The following is a 15808-nucleotide window of genomic DNA, read 5'->3' on the forward strand; positions in this document are numbered from 1 at the left end:
CGTTCAGGGACATACCCACTTCGGGGTGGTTTCCAACTCAATCGAGCTTCCCGATCTCCTCGCTCACCGCGTTGGGCCCGTTGTAGACGCGGTCGGGCAGGCGGCGCAGGGCGTCCATGACCCGCTGATCGGCGCCTTCGCGCTTGGCGTGCTCGACCAGCCGGTCCTTCCCCACGGGATAGTCGACCCCGGAGAGGGACTTCTGCACCTGGATCGGGTTCGGGACGTCGCCCATGAGGGTTCCTCCTCGGTCGTGATCCGTGCTTCCGTCCGGGTGCCGCTACCCGCGTACGGCCGCGCGAACCGTCTCACAGGGTGGAGCCGGTGCCACCGCCCGCCGCGCAGGCCGTAGGGTGATCTGTAGTCGGCGGCGGAGTTGACGGCAGTGTCGGCGAGGCCGCCCCGAACGTCCTTCGAAGCTGGAGGTGACGCCCGTGCTGGTCGATACCTACGGTCGCGTGGCGACCGACTTGCGGGTGTCCCTGACCGACCGCTGCAACCTGCGCTGCACGTACTGCATGCCGCCCGAGGGCCTGGACTGGCTGCCCAAGCCCGAGCTGCTGACCGACGAGGAGATCGTCCGGCTGGTCACGCTGGCCGTGGAGCGGCTCGGCGTGACCGAGGTCCGCTTCACCGGCGGGGAGCCGCTGCTGCGGCGCGGCCTGCCCGGCATCGTCGAGCGCACCGCCGCGCTCACGCCCCGGCCGCAGATCTCGCTGACCACCAACGGCATCGGCCTGGACCGCCTGGCCGCGCCCCTGGCCGCCGCCGGCCTCGACCGGGTGAACGTCTCGCTCGACACGCTCGACCCCGAGACGTTCGTACGGCTGGCGCACCGCGACCGCCTGTCCGACGTGCTGAAGGGCCTGGAGGCGGCCGACGCGGCGGGGCTGCGCCCGGTCAAGGTCAACGCGGTGCTGATGCGGGGCGTCAACGAGCACGAGGCGGCGGGGCTGCTGGAGTTCTGCGCCGCGCGGGGCTACGAGCTGCGCTTCATCGAGCAGATGCCGCTGGACGCCCAGCACGGCTGGAAGCGCGACGACATGGTCACCGCCGACGAGATCCTGGCGCTGCTGGGGGCGGCCCACGAGCTGACCCCGGACGACCCGAAGGCGCGCGGCAGCGCCCCGGCCGAGCTGTTCCTGGTGGACGGCGGCCCGGTCCGGGTCGGCGTGATCGGGTCGGTGACCCGCCCGTTCTGCGGGGCCTGCGACCGGGTGCGGCTGACCGCCGACGGCCAGATCCGCAACTGCCTCTTCGCCACCGAGGAGTCGGACCTGCGCGGCGCGATGCGGGCCGGCGCGAGCGACGACGAGCTGGCCGAGCGCTGGCGCCGCGCCGTCCACCGCAAGAAGCCCGGCCACGGCATCGACGACCCCAGCTTCCTCCAGCCCGCGCGCCCCATGTCGGCCATCGGCGGCTGACCCCGTGACGTACGGCACGGCGTACGACGCGGTGGTCCTCGCGGGCGGGAGCGCGCGCAGGCTCGGCGGAGTGGACAAGCCCGGGCTCGCCGTCGGCGGCCGCACGCTGCTGCGGCGCGTCGTGGACGCGGCCGGGGACGCCGGGCGGGCGATCGTGGTCGGCCCGGAGCGCGAGGGCCTGCCGGGGGTGCTGTTCACGCGCGAGCGGCCCCCGGGCGGCGGGCCGGTGCCCGCGCTGCGCGCCGGGCTCGACCTGTGCGAGGCCGATCACGTGCTGCTGCTCGCGGCCGACCTGCCCTTCCTGGCGGCGGACCACGTCGCGCTGCTGCGCGCCGCCGCCGCCGGAGAGCCGCCCGCGGAGCCGCACGCCCCGGGCGCGGAGGCGCACGCCCCGGGCGGGGAGCCGTACGCCCCGGGCGGGGAGCCGTACGCCCCGGGCGGGGAGCCGTACGCTCTGGGCGGGGAGCCGCGCGATGCGGGCGATCGCGGCGCCGGGCCGTACGCCGCGGGGCGGGGCGGGCCGCGCGGGGTGGTGGCCGTGGACGGCTCGGGGCGGGAGCAGTGGCTGCTGAGCTGGTGGCGGACCGGGCCGCTGCGGGAGGCGCTCGCGGGATACCACGGGACGTCGCTGCGCGGGCTGTTCCGGCCGCTCGGCCCCGTGCGGGTGAGGCTGCCCGACGAGGCCTGTTTCGACTGCGACACGATCGACGATCTGAACTCGGCAAGGGAGCGCGCGTGAACACGCTGGAGGAGTGGACCAAGGCGGCCTGCGCGGAGCTGGGGCTCGACCCCGCGGACGTGGACCGCGACGCGATCCTCGACCTCACCCGGGACGTCGCCCACAACGTCGCCAGGCCCGCCGCGCCGCTGACGGCGTACCTGCTCGGGCTGGCGCAGGGGCGCGGCACCGCCGCGCCGGACGCCGCCGCGCGCCTGTCCTCCCTCGCCGTCTCCTGGCCCGGGCACTGAGCGCCGGGACCTCGCGGAGGGGCCTGGGGATCGCCCTGCTGCTGCTGTCCGCGGCGTGCTTCGGGGCGATGGCCGTCTTCGCCAAGCTCGCGTACGCCGCGGGGGCCGACCCGGCCGGGCTGCTCATCGTCAGGTTCGGGGGCGCCGCGCTGGTGCTCGCGGCCGCCGTGGCGGTCACCCGCCCGGCCCGGCCCGCCCGCCGCGACCTGCTCTTCCTGGCCGGTCTCGGCGTCGTCTACGTCTGCCAGGCGCTGAGCTTCCTCACCGCGGTCGCGCGCATCCCCGCGGGCCTCGCGGCGGTGCTGCTGTACACCTACCCGATCCTGGTGGCCGCCGCCGCTGCGCTCTTCCTGCGGCAGCGCCCCACGCGCCGCCAGCTCGGGGCGATGGCGGCGGCGACGGCGGGCGTGGTGCTGGTCGCCGCGCCGGCGATGTCGCGCGACGCGGCCGGGATCGCGCTGGCCCTGGCCGCCGCGGTGTTCTACACCGGGTACCTCGTGCTGGGCGCGGGCGTCACCGCGCGCGTGCCCGCGATGGTCGCCACCGCCGTGGTGTGCGTGGTCGCGTTCGCCGGGAACGCCGGTCTCGGCGCGGCGGCCGGCGCGTCCTTCCCCCGCACGACCGGGGGCTGGCTGGCGGTGATCGCGATCGCGCTGGTGTCCACGATCGTGGCGCTGGCCGCCATGTTCGCCGGGCTGCGCCTCCAGGGGCCGACCACGGCGGCCACCGTGTCCACGTTCGAGCCCGTGGTCACCGTGGCCCTGGCGTACGTCGTCTTCGGCGAGACGCTGTCCCCGGCCCAGCTCGGCGGCGGCGTCCTCGTGCTGGCCGCGGTCACCCTCCTCACCCTGGCGCCGGGATCGCACGCGGCCGCCCCGGCGCGCCCCGAAGTCCCGGCGGAGCGCGCCGGAGCCCCGGCGGCCCAGGAGGCCGCGCCCGGGCCCCGGCCGGGCTCCGGGCCTCCCTCGCCCGAGGCGGAACCCGGCCGGGCCTCCTGAGCCGGCGCCCGTGGGCGCGGGTACGGCGGGGCCCCCGGCGGCTCCCGCCGTACCGGCGCGGCGGAGATGGCCCGGCGGATCAGCGGTAGGGGGCCGGGGGCAGGAGGCGCGCCGCCACGCGCGCGATCTCCTCGACCTCGGCCGGGCTGTGCTCGGCCACTGGATGCGACTTGATCCACGAGGGGACGCGCAGGGGGCGCAGGAGCGTGACGCCCTCGGCGGTGATGCGGCCGCCCCGGGGGAGGCTGCCGCCGTGCACGGCGATCAGCAGGACCGCGTCGACCGGGCGGCCGAGCTCGCGGCTGATCATGTGGGAGATCGTGCTGGCGGTGTCGCTGAGCTTGTCGACCAGGGCGGTGGCCGGGCGCTCCTCGACGAAGAGGCGGCCGGCGTATTCGGCCACGCGCGCCTCGGGGTGCCAGGCCTTGCTGTCCACGACCCACAGCCCGCCCGGGCCCACCACCAGGTTGTAGGTCTCCTCCTCGCCGGGGAGACGGCGTGAGCGCAGCACCCGGTAGCGGGCGCGCGGCAGCGCCCAGCGCAGGATGCGGGCGGTCTCACGCTCGCCGTGGGAGCCCCGCCGCCAGGTACGGGACGCCGCGCGGCGGCGCCAGTGGTAGAGGGTGTGACCGGCGGCCACGGCCAGCGCCAGCGCCAGGCCGAAGACCGGGGACACGAGCCAGCTTCCCGCGATGAGGGCGACGGCCGCCAGTCCGGCCCTCCAGTGCAGCCGCTTGCGGCGTTCGGCCAGCCAGAAGGCCTCGGCCTGGTGCTGGGGCGATCCGCCGGTGAGCGCGGGGTTGGTCTTGACGTAGATCGAGCTGCCGAACATCCAGAATTCTCCCCACCTCTCTAGACATCTTTCACGATACGTCTGACAGGAGGGATTTCCCGATGGTCAACCCCCGACGGCTAGGGAAATGACACGGAAAGGCAACATGACCGCTTCCCACGGGCCTCACCTGCACATCTTCCGCCTCCTAGCCCTTTGGCCGGACGTATTCGGACGTCTCGGATATGGCCTTGCGGGTCGCCCGAGACGGTTATGTGCGGGGTTTTTGATTCCCTTGGGAAAAAAGTGACGCGAGGGAATGACGGCGGCCCGGGCGACGAGGGCGGGGCCAGGGGAGGCGGGCGGGGAAGGCGGGAAAGGGGCCGGGCAAAGAGGGACGCCCGGCCCCTGGGAAGGGACCGGGCGTTCTCGGGGTCACCCCGGCTCGCGACCCGGCGCGAGCCGTGCGTCAGCCGTACGGCCTAGCGGGGGATCGGCACGCGGTTGTGGATCATGCCCACGTCCACGTAGTCGGCGTCGCTCACGGAGCCGCGCGCCCAGCGGTTGCCCTCGTAGACGGCCTTCCAGTAGCCGTCCCGCCAGGCGCGCGCCGAGGTCTTGAAGTAGCCGCGGTGGTTCGTCTCGGTGGAGGTGACGTACTTCCAGCCGCCGTGGCGGGACTCACGGAAGTAGATCTTCACCACCTGGTCGTCGTAGCCGCGGTCGTGGTGACGGTCCTCGACGACCAGCTTGCCGCTGAGCGTGAGGCGCTGCCCCTTGCGCACCGGCTCGGGGCCGGCGTCGAACCGGACGATGTCGGTGTCCTTCTTGTACGGCCGGGCGTGCTGGACCGCGAAGGTGCTCTCCGCGGACACGGCCTCCTTGCCGGACTTGCTGTACGCCGTCACCTCGGCCACCCACTTGCCGGAGGGGGCCGACGAGCCGAGCTTCCAGCTGAAGTTCCAGCGGTCCCAGTCGTCGCGGGTGTACTCCTTGGAGTCGTCCGCGAAGGTCCGCACGCCGACCGGCCGGATCGAGACCCGGACCTTCGACGCGTTCTTCGTGACCACGGCGACCCGGAGCCACCCGGACTCACCGTGCTTGATCACCAGCGGGTCCGGGTTGATCGAGACCGAGGCGATGCCCACCTCGGGCTCGGGCGAGGCCGAGGCGGCGGACGCGGCGCCGAGCACCGAGATACCCGCCGCCGTGGCCACCAGGCCCGCGGCAATGCGCTTGAGCATGAGGAACTTCCTCTCCCCGTTGTAACCGGCGTGGCCGCATGGCCGGCCACGCCTCATCCACTAGGACACGTCCCGGATAGGAAAAGTTGCCGTCAAGGCCAGACAAATCCAACCTCTCCGGATATGGCCGGTCCCATCCAGACGTGTCCCGCGGGCCCCGGAAGGGGCCCCACACGTAAATGACTCACCAAGGCGGGGAAAAGTTGAGGAAGTTCGAGATTTTTTGTCCGTCCTTATCCCGTCATGCGCGTCATCGCAGGTCAGCGCGGAGTTATCCGGTCAAGACGGCTCCCCTGGGCGTGGTGCCGGGACGTGCCCTCGAACATCGCCCGCCAGACCCCCGCCCCCTCGACGCGCACCCCGGTCCGGAACCAGCCGTCCCGCCCGGTCCTGACCGTCTTCACCGGCTGGAACACCCGGGACCCCTCGGGCCGGAAGCCCAGGACCACCGGCTTGCCGGCGTAGCCGGTGTATCCGCCGGTGAGCGGGTCGAGCCTGGTCAGCCTGCCGTACACCCGCGCCCGGTCGCCCCGCCGCAGCGGCTCGGCGGCCACGTTGAACCCCGTCAGGCGGGTGTTGCGCTTGAGGTGGAAGTCCGCGCGCCCGACCGCCTTGCGGCCGCCGCGCCCGGTGGCGGTGACCGTGATCACCCAGCGCCCTGGCCGGTGCCACTTGCCGAGCAGGGAGTCCTTGCCCGGGTACAGCCGCCACAGCTCCCACCCGTCGCCGCGCCGCGCCACGCTCGCCAGGGCCCACCGGCCGACCCGCCCGCCGCGGCGCTCGTCTTCGGGCTCGACCTCGGCGGTGACCTTGCGCGCGTTCCTGGCCAGGACGTCGATCACGACCTTGACCGGTTTCCTCTGCGTCACGACCGCCACCCCGGGGCGCGCCGTGATGGACCGGATCTCCGGGACGGCCGCGGGCGGCGCGGCCGGCACGGGGAGCGCCGGCCCCATCCCCGGCACGGCCTCCGGGGCGCCGTGCGGCGGGGGGAACGGGTTCGCGATCGCGGCCGAGGCCGCGGGCATGGTCCCCGCCGCGGCCACCAGGACGGTCAGCATGCGTCTCATCGACATGTTCACGTATCGTAACGACACGCTACCGTGAGTGCCCGCATCGTGGCCGCTTCGTTTCCGTTTCCCCTCCTCTCCGCATACGGCGGTCCCGCCATTCCTCGCCCCGCCGTACGGCCGCGCCGGGCCGTACGGCGGGGCGAGCGGCGGGCGGACCGGGGCGGGACCGTGAAGTGGGGAAACTCACGAGAGGGCGGGTCCGGGGCGCTCGCGGAGATCACCTAGCCTCGTGTGTCATGACCGGACTGCTCGACCTGGCGGGGATCTTCGTCTTCGCCATCTCCGGCGCCCTCGCGGGAGTGCGCCGCCGCCTCGACGTCGTCGGAATGGCGGTGCTCGCCGAGATCACCGCGCTGGGCGGCGGGATCCTGCGCGACGTGGTGATCGGCGCCACTCCCCCGGTCGCGTTCACCAACATGGGCTACGTCCTGGTCCCCCTGGCCGCCACGGTCATCGCCTTCTTCTGGCACCCGCGCGTCGAGCGCGTCCTCGGCCCGATCATGGTCTTCGACGCCGCCGGGCTCGGCCTGTTCTGCGCGGTCGGCACCCAGAAGGCGCTGGACGCGGGCCTGAGCCCCGTCCACGCCACCCTCCTCGGCGTCATCACCGCGGTCGGCGGCGGCGTCCTCCGCGACATCCTGTCCGCCGAGATCCCCGCGCTGCTGTACGACCGGCAGCTCTACGCGCTGCCCGCTCTCCTCGGCAGCACGGCGATGGCCATCGCGTACGTCCTGGACAGCCACGGCTTCATCCCCACCCTCACCGCCGCCGTCCTGGCCTTCACCTTCCGCATCCTGGCCATGCGGTACGGCTGGCGCGCGCCCCTGGCCCGCGGCGTCTCCGAGCGCTGACCGGCCCCCGGCTCAGACGGCGGGGACGAGGGGGTCGGCGGGCAGGTAGCCGTACGGGCCCTGGGCGCGGGCCCGGGCGATCCTGCGCACCGCGTCCACGAGGACGGCGGGCGGCTGGGTGTAGGGCAGCCGGAGGTGCCGGTCGAGGGTGCCGGGGACGCCGAACCAGGGGCCGGGGGCCAGCCGGACGCCGTGCGCGACGGCCGCGTGGGCGAGCTGGACGGCGACGGGCTCGTCGAGCCGGACCCACAGGACGCCGCCGCCGGACGGCGTGACGAAGGTCCACCGCGGGATCAGGTCCGCGAGGGCGGCGGTCAGGGCCGCGCGGCCGGCCCGGAGCTGGGCGCGGCGCTCGGCGCGGACCTCCTCGACCCGGGACAGCAGGCGGGCCACGACGAGCTGGTCGAAGACCGGGCCCGCGATGTCCACGGCCGCGCGCAGGCGGGCCAGCCGGTGGATCAGGGCCGCGCCGGCGCGGATCCAGCCCACGCGCAGGCCGCCCCAGAACAGCTTGGACGCGCTGCCGACGAGCAGCACCCGGTTGTCGCGGTCGTAGGCGGCCAGCGGCGGCGGCAGCGGCACGTCGTCCACCGCCAGCTCGGCCCAGCTCTCGTCGGCGACCAGGACGGTGTCCGTGCGGCGGGCGGTCTCGACGAGGGCGCGGCGGGAGGCGGCGTCCATGAGGTGGCCCGTGGGGTTCTGGAAGTCGCAGACCAGGTAGGCCATGCGGGCGCCGGACTGGGTGAGCGCCGCGGACACGACGTCCAGGTCCCAGCCGTGCTCGTCCGACAGCCCGACGGGCACCACGTGCGCGCCGAGCGCGGCCGCCGCGTCGTGCGCGTGGGGGTAGGTCGGCGACTCCACGACCAGCGGGTCCCCGGGCGCCAGGAACAGGGAGAACAGCAGGTACATCGCGTGCTGCGCGCCGGAGGTCACCAGGATCTGCTCCGGCGTGGTCGGCAGCCCCCGGGCGGTGTACCGGGCCGCGATCGCCGCGCGCAGGTGCGGCAGGCCGTACGTCACGTACCCCATCCGCAGCAGGTGGCGGGGGTACTCAGCCCCGGCCTCGGCGGCGGCCTCCGGCATGATCGACGGCGCGGCGAGCGCGGCGCAGTGCAGCGGCAGGAGCCCGTCGTCCTCGGCGGCCAGCCACGGGTCCGCCGAGCCCTCGCGGCCCGGCCGGGGGATCGCGGTCACGCTCCCCGACCCCTGCCGGCTCTCGACGTACCCCTGCTCCCGCAGCCGGTCGTAGGCGGCCGACACCGTCGTACGGCTGACGCCCAGCACCTCGGCCAGGTGCCGTTCGGCGGGCAGCCGGGTGCGCAGCGCGATGCGGCCGTCCAGGATCGCGTCGCGCACCCCGTCGGCGAGCGCGCGGTAGTACGGCCGCGCCCCGGCGGGCACGTCGAGGAGCCGGGCGAGCTGTGTGCCGCCAAGACGACGTTCTGACATGAGGCCACTTTTCCTGATTGGCCCTTTATTTGCAAGATTCGGCTGACCAGAATCTGGGGTCATGCACCAGAAGAACCCCAGGACGCGAGGCTCCCTGCCCCGCCGCCTGTTCCAGCTCTACGCCGGATTGGCCCTCTACGGCGTCGGGATCGGCCTGGCCGTCGAGGCGGGCCTCGGGCTGTCCCCCTGGGACGTCCTCCACGAGGGGCTGGCCAAGCGCGTCGGCCTCAGCATCGGCGCCTGGGTCATCATCGTCGGCGCCCTGGTCATGCTCCTGTGGATCCCCCTGCGCCAGCGTCCCGGGCTGGGCACCGTCAGCAACGTCATCATCCTGGGCCTGGTCGCCGACGCCACCATCGCCCTGGTGCCGACCCCGCAGTCCTGGCCGGCCCAGTGGTTCCTGCTGGCGGCGGGCGTCGCCGTGGAGGCCGCCGCCACCGGCGCCTACATCGGCGCCGGCTTCGGCCCCGGCCCCCGCGACGGCCTCATGACCGGCCTGGCCCGCCGCGGCCTGTCCATCCGCGTGGCCCGCACCCTGGTCGAGCTCTCCGCCCTGGCGGCCGGCTGGCTCCTCGGCGGCACCGTCGGCGTCGGCACCCTGGCCTTCGCCTTCGCCATCGGCCCCCTCACGCAGGTGTTCATGCCGTTGTTCGCCCGCCGCCCCCGGGAGACCCCGGCCCCGGCCCCCGCCCACCCCTGAACCCTGGCCCCCCGGGACGCCCGCGCCGCGCCCTGACGGCCCGCGCGGCGCCCCTTGACTGCCCGTGCGGCGCCCCGGCCGCTCGCGCGGGCCGTCAGCCCGGGGCGGAGGCGCCGGCCGCCCTGCCGAGGCGCGCCGCGACCTCGCGCAGAACCGGGACCAGCTCCGGCGGCTCCAGCACCTCGAAGTCGACGCCCTTGGCCGCCACATACGCGGCCAGGCTCTCCAGGGAGTCGGCCCCGGCCAGGAACAGGCAGGTGCGCTCGTCCACGGGCTCCAGCCGCCCCGCCGCCGGCGAGGTGAGCGGGGCCACCCGCTCGAGCGGGGCGTGGAACAGGATCCGCGCCCGGTGCCGGTAGGGCGCGGAGGTGATGGACCGCGAGACGTAGGCCGCCGCGTCCTCCCCGGGCGGCGTCCGCCGGGCGAAGCGGGCGCCCGGCGGCCCGAGCGGCGCCTCGATCCGGTCCACCCGGAAGGTCCGCCAGTCCTCCCGCTCCACGTCCCAGGCCAGCAGGTACCAGCGGCGCGGCGTGCAGACCAGGCGATGCGGCTCCACCTCGCGCGTCACCGTCCCCTCGCGCCCCCGGTGGCGCAGCCGCAGCCGCCGCCGCTCCCGGCACGCGGAGGCGATCCCGGCGAGCACGCCCGCGTCCACCCCCGGCCCCGCGGCGCCCGCCAGCGGCTCCACGGCCTCCTGGAACGCCGCCACCCGGTGCCGCAGCCGCGACGGCAGCACCTGCAGCAGCTTGGCCAGCGCCCGCGACGCGCTCTCCCCCAGCCCGGCGACGCTGCCGGTGGCGGCCGTGCCCAGCGAGAGGGCCACCGCCACCGCCTCCTCGTCGTCGAGCAGCAGCGGCGGCAGCGCCCCGCCCACGCCGAGCCGGTAGCCCCCGGCGACCCCTGGGGCGGCGTCCACCGGATACCCCAGCTCGCGCAGCCGCCCGATGTCGCGCCGCACCGTGCGCAGTCCCACCCCGAGCCGCCCGGCCAGCTCGGCCCCGGTCCAGTCCGCGCGGGACTGGAGGAGCGAGAGCAGGCGGAGCAGCCGCGCCGACGTCTCCAGCATGCCGACGATTCTCGCCGACAATGGTGACCGGACCTGACACCGATTCTCCGTAGCGTCGGGGACATGACGAACCACGAGGAGAACCCCCTGATCCGGCCGTACCGCGTCGAGATCCCCCAGTCCGCCCTCGACGACCTGCGCGACCGGCTCCGCCGCACCCGCTGGGCCCCCGACCTGCCCGGGACCGGCTGGGAGCGGGGCGTGCCCACGGCGTACCTGCGCGAGCTCGCCCAGCACTGGGCCGAGGAGTACGACTGGCGCGCCCAGGAGGCGGCCATCAACGCGCATCCGCAGTTCACCACCGAGATCGACGGGGCCACCGTGCACTTCCTGCACGTCCGCTCCCCCGAGCCCGGCGCGACCCCGCTCATGCTCCTGCACGGCTGGCCCGGCTCGATCGTCGAGTTCCTCGGCCTCATCGGCCCGCTCACCGACCCCGTGGCGTACGGCGGGGCGGCCGGGGACGCGTTCCACCTGGTGATCCCGTCGCTCCCCGGCTACGGCCTGTCCGGTCCCCTCCCCGGCCCCGGCTGGACCGACGCCCGCACCGCCGCCGCCCTCGTGACCCTGATGGACCGCCTGGGCTACGAGCGGTACGGCGTGCAGGGCGGCGACGTCGGCGCCTTCGTCGGGCCGCTCATGGGCCGCGCCGCCCCCGGGAACGTCCTCGGCGTGCACGCCAACGGGCTGCTCACCTTCCCCGACGGCGACCCGGCCGTCATGGGCTCGCTCAGCGCGGCCGAGCGCGACCGGCTGGCCCGCATGGACGAGTGGCAGGAGAAGGAGGGCGCCTACATGCGGCTCCAGGGCACGCGCCCGCAGACCATCGCGGCGGCCCTGCACGACTCCCCCGCCGGGCAGCTCGCCTGGATCGTGGAGAAGTTCCAGGCGTGGACCGACCCGGCCGCCGAACTCCCCGAGGACGCCGTGGACCTCGACGTGATCCTGACCGACGTCAGCCTCTACTGGTTCACCGGCACCGCGGGCTCCTCGGCGCACACCTACTACGAGCGCTTCAACGACCCCGGCATGTGGGCCCCGCGCGAGCGCGGCACGGTCCCCACCGGCGTGGCGGTCTTCCCGACCGACGTCTCCGTCCGCCCGCTCGCCGAGCGCGCCCACCACGTCGTCCACTGGTCGGAGTTCGACCGCGGCGGCCATTTCGCCGCGCTGGAGACCCCCGGGCTCCTCCTCGACGACATACGGGACTTCTTCCGCCCCCTCGGCTGAGACCCGGCCCGCGCGCTCTCCCGCCCCTCCCACGGCGGCCGGGGTGAAACGCCTGGTTGGAGACCGGCTGATGGGGGACTGGGAGACAAGACGCAATGTGGGGGGAATGAGCGCGCCTGCCCGGTCGCACCGTGGAGCGCGGGTTACGGTGGATCATCATGCGGATCGAGGACTACGCGCTGATCGGTGACATGCAGTCCGGGGCCCTGGTGGGGCGCGACGGGTCGATCGACTGGTTGTGCCTGCCCCGCTTCGACTCGCCGGCCTGCTTCGCGGCCCTGCTGGGAGACGAGGCGAACGGGCACTGGCTGATCGGGCCGGCCTCCCCCGGGCGGGACCGGCCGATGGCGACGCGGCGGCGGTACCGGGGCGACACGCTGATCCTGGAGACCGAGTGGGACACCCCCACCGGGACCGTCCGGCTGATCGACTTCATGCCGCCCCGGCACACCGCGCCGGACGTCGTGCGGATCGTCGAGGGCGTGGCGGGCTCGGTGGCGATGAACATGGAGCTGCGCGTCCGGTTCGACTACGGGCGCATCGTGCCGTGGGCGCGCCGGGTGGACGGGCACCTGCACGCCGTCGGCGGGCCGGACTCGGTGTGGCTGAGCTCTCCGGTCGAGGTGGTCGGGAGGGGCCTGGCGCACCGGGCGCGGTTCACCGTGTCCCAGGGGCACCGGCTGCCGTTCGTGCTCGCCTGGCACCCCTCGCACGAGTCTCTTCCGCCGCTGCCGGACGCGTTCACCCAGCTCACCGACACCGAGCTGGAGTGGGCGCAGTGGATGAGCCGGTTCCGCTACTCCGGCCGCTGGCGTGACGAGGTCGCCCGCTCGGCGATCACGCTGAAGGCGCTCACCTACGACCCGACGGGCGCCATCGTGGCCGCGCCCACCACCTCCCTGCCCGAGGACATCGGCGGGGTCCGCAACTGGGACTACCGCTACTGCTGGCTGCGCGACGCCACGATGACCCTGGAGGCCCTGCTGACCTGCGGCTACGCCGACGAGGCGCGGGCCTGGCGGGAGTGGCTGCTGCGCACGATCGCCGGCCGCCCGCAGGACCTGCAGATCATGTACGGCCTCGCGGGCGAGCGGCGGCTGTTCGAGTGGGAGGCCGACTGGCTCGCCGGGTACGAGGGCTCCCAGCCGGTCCGCATCGGCAACGCCGCCGTCAACCAGCTCCAGCTCGACGTCTACGGCGAGGTCATGAGCGCCCTGCACTTGGCCGCCGAGGCGGGCCTGGAGCCGGACCCGCACGCGTGGGCGATCGAGCGCAAGCTGCTGGACTTCCTGGAGTCGAACTGGCAGGAGCCCGACGAGGGCCTGTGGGAGGTGCGCGGCCCGCGCCGCCAGTTCGTGCACTCCAAGGTGATGGCCTGGACCGCGTTCGACCGGGCGGTGCGCCTGGTGGACGAGCTGGGCCGGCGCGGGCCCGTCGCCAAGTGGCGGGAACTGCGCGACCGCATCCACGCCGAGGTGTGCGAGAAGGGCTTCGACCCCGAGCGCAACACCTTCACCGGCGCGTACGGCTCCCGCGAGCTGGACGCCGCGCTGCTGATCATCCCGCAGACGGGGTTCCTGCCGCCGGACGACCCGCGCGTCATCGGCACGATCGAGGCCGTCCAGCGCGAGCTGATGCGCGACGGGTTCGTGCTGCGCTACCCGACCGAGGGCGGCACCGTGGACGGCCTGCCCGGGCACGAGGGCGCGTTCCTGGCGTGCAGCTTCTGGCTCGTGGAGGCGCTGACCATGATCGGCCGCCGGGACGAGGCCGTGGAGCTGTTCGAGCGCCTGCTCGACCTGCGCAACGACGTCGGCCTCTACTCCGAGGAGTACGACCCCCGCTACAAGCGCCTGGTCGGCAACTTCCCGCAGGCGTTCAGCCACGTCCCCATGATCCACGCCGCGTGCGCCCTGTCCGGCACCATCCGCCGCGGCAGCATCGTCCGCTGCTGACCCGCGTCGCCCCGCCCCGTACGGCGGCGCGCCCGAAAGGCCCCGGCCGGGCCGCAGGGGCGGGCGCGAGCCGTACAGGCCGAAGGGGCCGTCAGGGGCCGGGGTCGCGGGAGAGCGCGAGCAGGAGGCGGGAGAACTCCGGCGGCGGGGAGACGACGAGCCGGTCGCCGTCGAACTCGGCGCCGACGCGCGCGAGCGGGGCGTCCGAGCGCCACCAGTAGACGTGCGGGGTCAGGGAGGCCGGGCCCTCGTCGTAGAGGGCCTGGGCGAGGCGGCGCAGGCGCTCCAGGGCGCGCACGCAGCCCACCCCCTCCACCGGGTGGACCGCCAGCGTCTCGGAGTTGGGGATCGCGACCAGCGCGCCGTGGCGGGGCAGGTCGAGGTAGCGCTCCAGCCAGTGCAGGTGGACCGCGGCCGACCAGGTCAGGCCGGTCAGGAGCTGGGCCTTGGCCCCGCCGCCCAGGTCCACGGGCACGGCCGACAGCGACTCCTGCTCGCGGGCGTTGGCGCGGGCGAGTTCGAGCACGTGCCCGGCGGGCAGCGGCCACGCGCGGGCCTCCTCGGGGCGCACCGCGCGCACGAACCCCGACTCCTGGACCACCAGCACCTCGACCAGCTCCGGGGTCAGGTGGCGGCCGACCACGCGGTCGGGGGCGAGCCCGGTCGCGCCGAGGTCGTCGTCGGCGTACACGCGCACGCGCAGCAGGTGCCGTACGGCGGACAGGTCGCTCGCGTCCACCGGGTCGTGCCGGTCGAGCGCGGCGGCCAGGTGCTCGGAGACGAGCGCCGGCCACCGGCCGCGATCGGTGCGGCGGGCCTGGGCGCGCAGCGGCGGCAGCGCCACCGTCACCTCGCGCGGCCCGACGAGCCGCACGTGGGCCCCGTCGAAGGCGTACGCGTAGCCCCGGGACTCCGCGACGAGCGCGATAAGGGAGTCCAGGTCGACATCCTCGGCCGGCAGCCCCACGTCACGCTCCTTCCGGACGCGCCCGAGCGGCTGGCGTCCCCGGGCGTTCAGGCTGCCGATTCCCGGTCGCGAATCGGACATTCCATGGAGAACGATTCGGTATCGATGGCGACGTCCGCGCCGAGCCACACGCTGAGCTGGGTGGATCCGTGCCCGATGGGCACCCCGGCCAGGATCGGCACGCCGAGGCCGCCCAGCCGGTCCAGGAACAGCGGCCGCAGGGCCGCCTCGTCCCCGCAGTCCGTCCAGGAGCCGAGCACGATCCCGCGCGCGCCCGCGAAGGCGCCCGCCGCGAGGAGCTGCGTGAGCATCCGGTCGATCCGGTACGGCGGCTCGTGGACGTCCTCCAGGAGCACGACCGCGCCCTCGAACGCCGGGGCGTAGCGGGTGCCGCACAGGGCCGCGAGCAGCGCGAGGTTGCCCCCGTCCAGCCGCCCGCGGGCCGACCCGGGCACGAGCGCGTCGTCGCCGGTGACCGGGGCGCCGCCGTCGAACAGCGCGGCCCGCAGGTGGTCCAGGCTGCGCGGCTCGGGCTCCCCGTCGCTGATCGTGGCGCACGCGGGCATCGGCCCGAACAGCGTGGCCGTCCCCAGCTCCCGCCCGAACGCCGCGTGCAGCGCCGTCACATCGCTCGACCCCACCAGCGGCTTGGGCGCCGCCGCCCGCATCGCGTCCCAGTCCAGCAGGTCCAGCAGCCGCGTCGCGCCGTACCCGCCGCGCGCGCAGAACACCGCCTTCACCTCCGGGTCGCACCAGGCGTCCTGAAGGTCGCCCGCGCGCGCCTCATCGGCCCCGGCCAGGTATCCGTCCCGGTCGCGCAGGTGCTCCCCGGTCACCACGTCCAGCCCCAGCTCGTCCCGGAGCACCGCGAGACCGCGCGCCAGCCGTACCTCGTCCACCGGCCCGCACGGCGCGACCACGGCCACGCGGTCGCCCGGCCGCAGCGGCGCGGGCGTCCGGGCCGCCCGTTCCCCCTCGTCCCATTCCACCCGCCCGATCCTTCCATCCCGCGCGGCCGGGGGCGCGCACCGCCGTACGGCGACGCGGCCGAGTCCCGCGACGGCGCGCGGCGGCCTCCCGGCGCGGCCCGGGAAGCCGGAGACGGCC

16 protein-coding genes are annotated in these 15808 nt (G+C 75.0%); 8 read left to right on the top strand and 8 right to left on the bottom strand.

Translation table 11 applies throughout. The annotated features are described in order from the left end of the window. Positions 1–37: 37 nt before the first annotated feature. Positions 38–235 (bottom strand): DUF2795 domain-containing protein, encoded by a 198-nt coding sequence (locus D5H75_RS04690; RefSeq protein WP_119925031.1) that lies wholly within the window; start codon positions 233–235, stop codon positions 38–40. A gap of 199 nt (positions 236–434) precedes the next feature. On the opposite strand from D5H75_RS04690, the gene moaA reads away from it, so the two are divergent. The 4 genes from moaA to D5H75_RS04710 are packed head-to-tail and all read left to right on the top strand — an operon-like array spanning position 435 to position 3391. Continuing rightward, the gene (gene moaA / locus D5H75_RS04695) at positions 435–1424 is read left to right on the top strand and encodes a GTP 3',8-cyclase MoaA (protein WP_242453971.1); all 990 of its coding nucleotides are present in this window, start codon (positions 435–437) and stop codon (positions 1422–1424) included. Between the two features lie 4 nt (positions 1425–1428). Then, positions 1429–2163: a molybdenum cofactor guanylyltransferase gene (gene mobA / locus D5H75_RS04700; protein WP_119925033.1), complete on the top strand. Its 735-nt coding sequence runs from the start codon at positions 1429–1431 to the stop codon at positions 2161–2163. Beyond that, a complete protein-coding gene (locus D5H75_RS42690; protein ID WP_119925034.1) occupies positions 2160–2393 on the top strand; it encodes a DUF6457 domain-containing protein in 234 nt (77 codons plus the stop codon). Before mobA ends, D5H75_RS42690 begins: the two co-directional genes overlap by 4 nt. Positions 2394–2428: 35 nt before the next feature. Next, positions 2429–3391 (top strand): DMT family transporter, encoded by a 963-nt coding sequence (locus D5H75_RS04710; RefSeq protein ID WP_277949918.1) that lies wholly within the window; start codon positions 2429–2431, stop codon positions 3389–3391. Between the two features lie 79 nt (positions 3392–3470). Here the strand turns inward: D5H75_RS04710 and D5H75_RS04715 are convergent, their stop codons facing one another. The 3 genes from D5H75_RS04715 to D5H75_RS04725 all read right to left on the bottom strand — a co-directional run bounded on the left by D5H75_RS04715 (position 3471) and on the right by D5H75_RS04725 (position 6483). Continuing rightward, positions 3471–4223 carry a nuclease-related domain-containing protein gene (locus tag D5H75_RS04715; RefSeq protein WP_119925036.1) on the bottom strand — a complete coding sequence of 251 codons (753 nt, stop codon included), beginning with the start codon at positions 4221–4223 and terminating at the stop codon, positions 3471–3473. 422 nt (positions 4224–4645) lie between these two features. After that, the gene (locus D5H75_RS04720) at positions 4646–5407 is read right to left on the bottom strand and encodes a hypothetical protein (protein ID WP_119925037.1); all 762 of its coding nucleotides are present in this window, start codon (positions 5405–5407) and stop codon (positions 4646–4648) included. 260 nt (positions 5408–5667) lie between these two features. Continuing rightward, on the bottom strand, positions 5668–6483 hold the full coding sequence (locus tag D5H75_RS04725; protein WP_147425064.1) for a hypothetical protein: 816 nt from the start codon (positions 6481–6483) through the stop codon (positions 5668–5670). A gap of 233 nt (positions 6484–6716) precedes the next feature. On the opposite strand from D5H75_RS04725, the gene D5H75_RS04730 reads away from it, so the two are divergent. Continuing rightward, positions 6717–7331, top strand: a complete 615-nt coding sequence (locus tag D5H75_RS04730; protein WP_119925039.1) for a trimeric intracellular cation channel family protein — start codon at positions 6717–6719, stop codon at positions 7329–7331. Positions 7332–7343: 12 nt separating this feature from the next. Here D5H75_RS04730 and yczR read toward each other — a convergent pair whose 3' ends face one another. Further along, the gene (yczR, locus tag D5H75_RS04735) at positions 7344–8783 is read right to left on the bottom strand and encodes a MocR-like transcription factor YczR (RefSeq protein ID WP_119925040.1); all 1440 of its coding nucleotides are present in this window, start codon (positions 8781–8783) and stop codon (positions 7344–7346) included. Positions 8784–8844: 61 nt separating this feature from the next. On the opposite strand from yczR, the gene yczE reads away from it, so the two are divergent. Then, positions 8845–9483, top strand: coding sequence for a membrane protein YczE (gene yczE / locus D5H75_RS04740; RefSeq protein WP_202637803.1), 639 nt, complete (start codon positions 8845–8847; stop codon positions 9481–9483). A 94-nt stretch (positions 9484–9577) separates the two neighbouring features. Here the strand turns inward: yczE and D5H75_RS04745 are convergent, their stop codons facing one another. Further along, positions 9578–10549: a helix-turn-helix transcriptional regulator gene (locus D5H75_RS04745; RefSeq protein WP_119925041.1), complete on the bottom strand. Its 972-nt coding sequence runs from the start codon at positions 10547–10549 to the stop codon at positions 9578–9580. A gap of 63 nt (positions 10550–10612) precedes the next feature. On the opposite strand from D5H75_RS04745, the gene D5H75_RS04750 reads away from it, so the two are divergent. Then, a complete protein-coding gene (locus D5H75_RS04750) occupies positions 10613–11779 on the top strand; it encodes an epoxide hydrolase family protein (RefSeq protein ID WP_119925042.1) in 1167 nt (388 codons plus the stop codon). Positions 11780–11937: 158 nt separating this feature from the next. Next, complete coding sequence (locus D5H75_RS04755; protein ID WP_202637804.1) at positions 11938–13734, top strand: glycoside hydrolase family 15 protein; 1797 nt, start codon at positions 11938–11940, stop codon at positions 13732–13734. Positions 13735–13825: 91 nt separating this feature from the next. Here D5H75_RS04755 and D5H75_RS04760 read toward each other — a convergent pair whose 3' ends face one another. Then, a complete protein-coding gene (locus D5H75_RS04760; protein WP_119925043.1) occupies positions 13826–14701 on the bottom strand; it encodes a hypothetical protein in 876 nt (291 codons plus the stop codon). Between the two features lie 47 nt (positions 14702–14748). Beyond that, positions 14749–15690, bottom strand: coding sequence for a S66 peptidase family protein (locus D5H75_RS04765; RefSeq protein ID WP_119925044.1), 942 nt, complete (start codon positions 15688–15690; stop codon positions 14749–14751). Positions 15691–15808: the final 118 nt, after the last annotated feature.

Origin of the sequence: Bailinhaonella thermotolerans (genome assembly GCF_003594875.1) — a bacterium.
Classification (GTDB): domain Bacteria; phylum Actinomycetota; class Actinomycetes; order Streptosporangiales; family Streptosporangiaceae; genus Bailinhaonella; species Bailinhaonella thermotolerans.

What these genes read in the sequence shown, in the direction of transcription:
- D5H75_RS04690 (WP_119925031.1), bottom strand. Translation starts at nt 235, where the DNA reads ATGGGCGACGTCCCGAACCCGATCCAGGTGCAGAAGTCCCTCTCCGGG.
- D5H75_RS04715 (WP_119925036.1), bottom strand. Translation starts at nt 4,223, where the DNA reads ATGTTCGGCAGCTCGATCTACGTCAAGACCAACCCCGCGCTCACCGGC.
- D5H75_RS04720 (WP_119925037.1), bottom strand. Translation starts at nt 5,407, where the DNA reads ATGCTCAAGCGCATTGCCGCGGGCCTGGTGGCCACGGCGGCGGGTATC.
- D5H75_RS04725 (WP_147425064.1), bottom strand. Translation starts at nt 6,483, where the DNA reads ATGTCGATGAGACGCATGCTGACCGTCCTGGTGGCCGCGGCGGGGACC.
- D5H75_RS04730 (WP_119925039.1), top strand. Translation starts at nt 6,717, where the DNA reads ATGACCGGACTGCTCGACCTGGCGGGGATCTTCGTCTTCGCCATCTCC.
- yczR (WP_119925040.1), bottom strand. Translation starts at nt 8,783, where the DNA reads ATGTCAGAACGTCGTCTTGGCGGCACACAGCTCGCCCGGCTCCTCGAC.
- yczE (WP_202637803.1), top strand. Translation starts at nt 8,845, where the DNA reads ATGCACCAGAAGAACCCCAGGACGCGAGGCTCCCTGCCCCGCCGCCTG.
- D5H75_RS04745 (WP_119925041.1), bottom strand. Translation starts at nt 10,549, where the DNA reads ATGCTGGAGACGTCGGCGCGGCTGCTCCGCCTGCTCTCGCTCCTCCAG.
- D5H75_RS04750 (WP_119925042.1), top strand. Translation starts at nt 10,613, where the DNA reads ATGACGAACCACGAGGAGAACCCCCTGATCCGGCCGTACCGCGTCGAG.
- D5H75_RS04755 (WP_202637804.1), top strand. Translation starts at nt 11,938, where the DNA reads ATGCGGATCGAGGACTACGCGCTGATCGGTGACATGCAGTCCGGGGCC.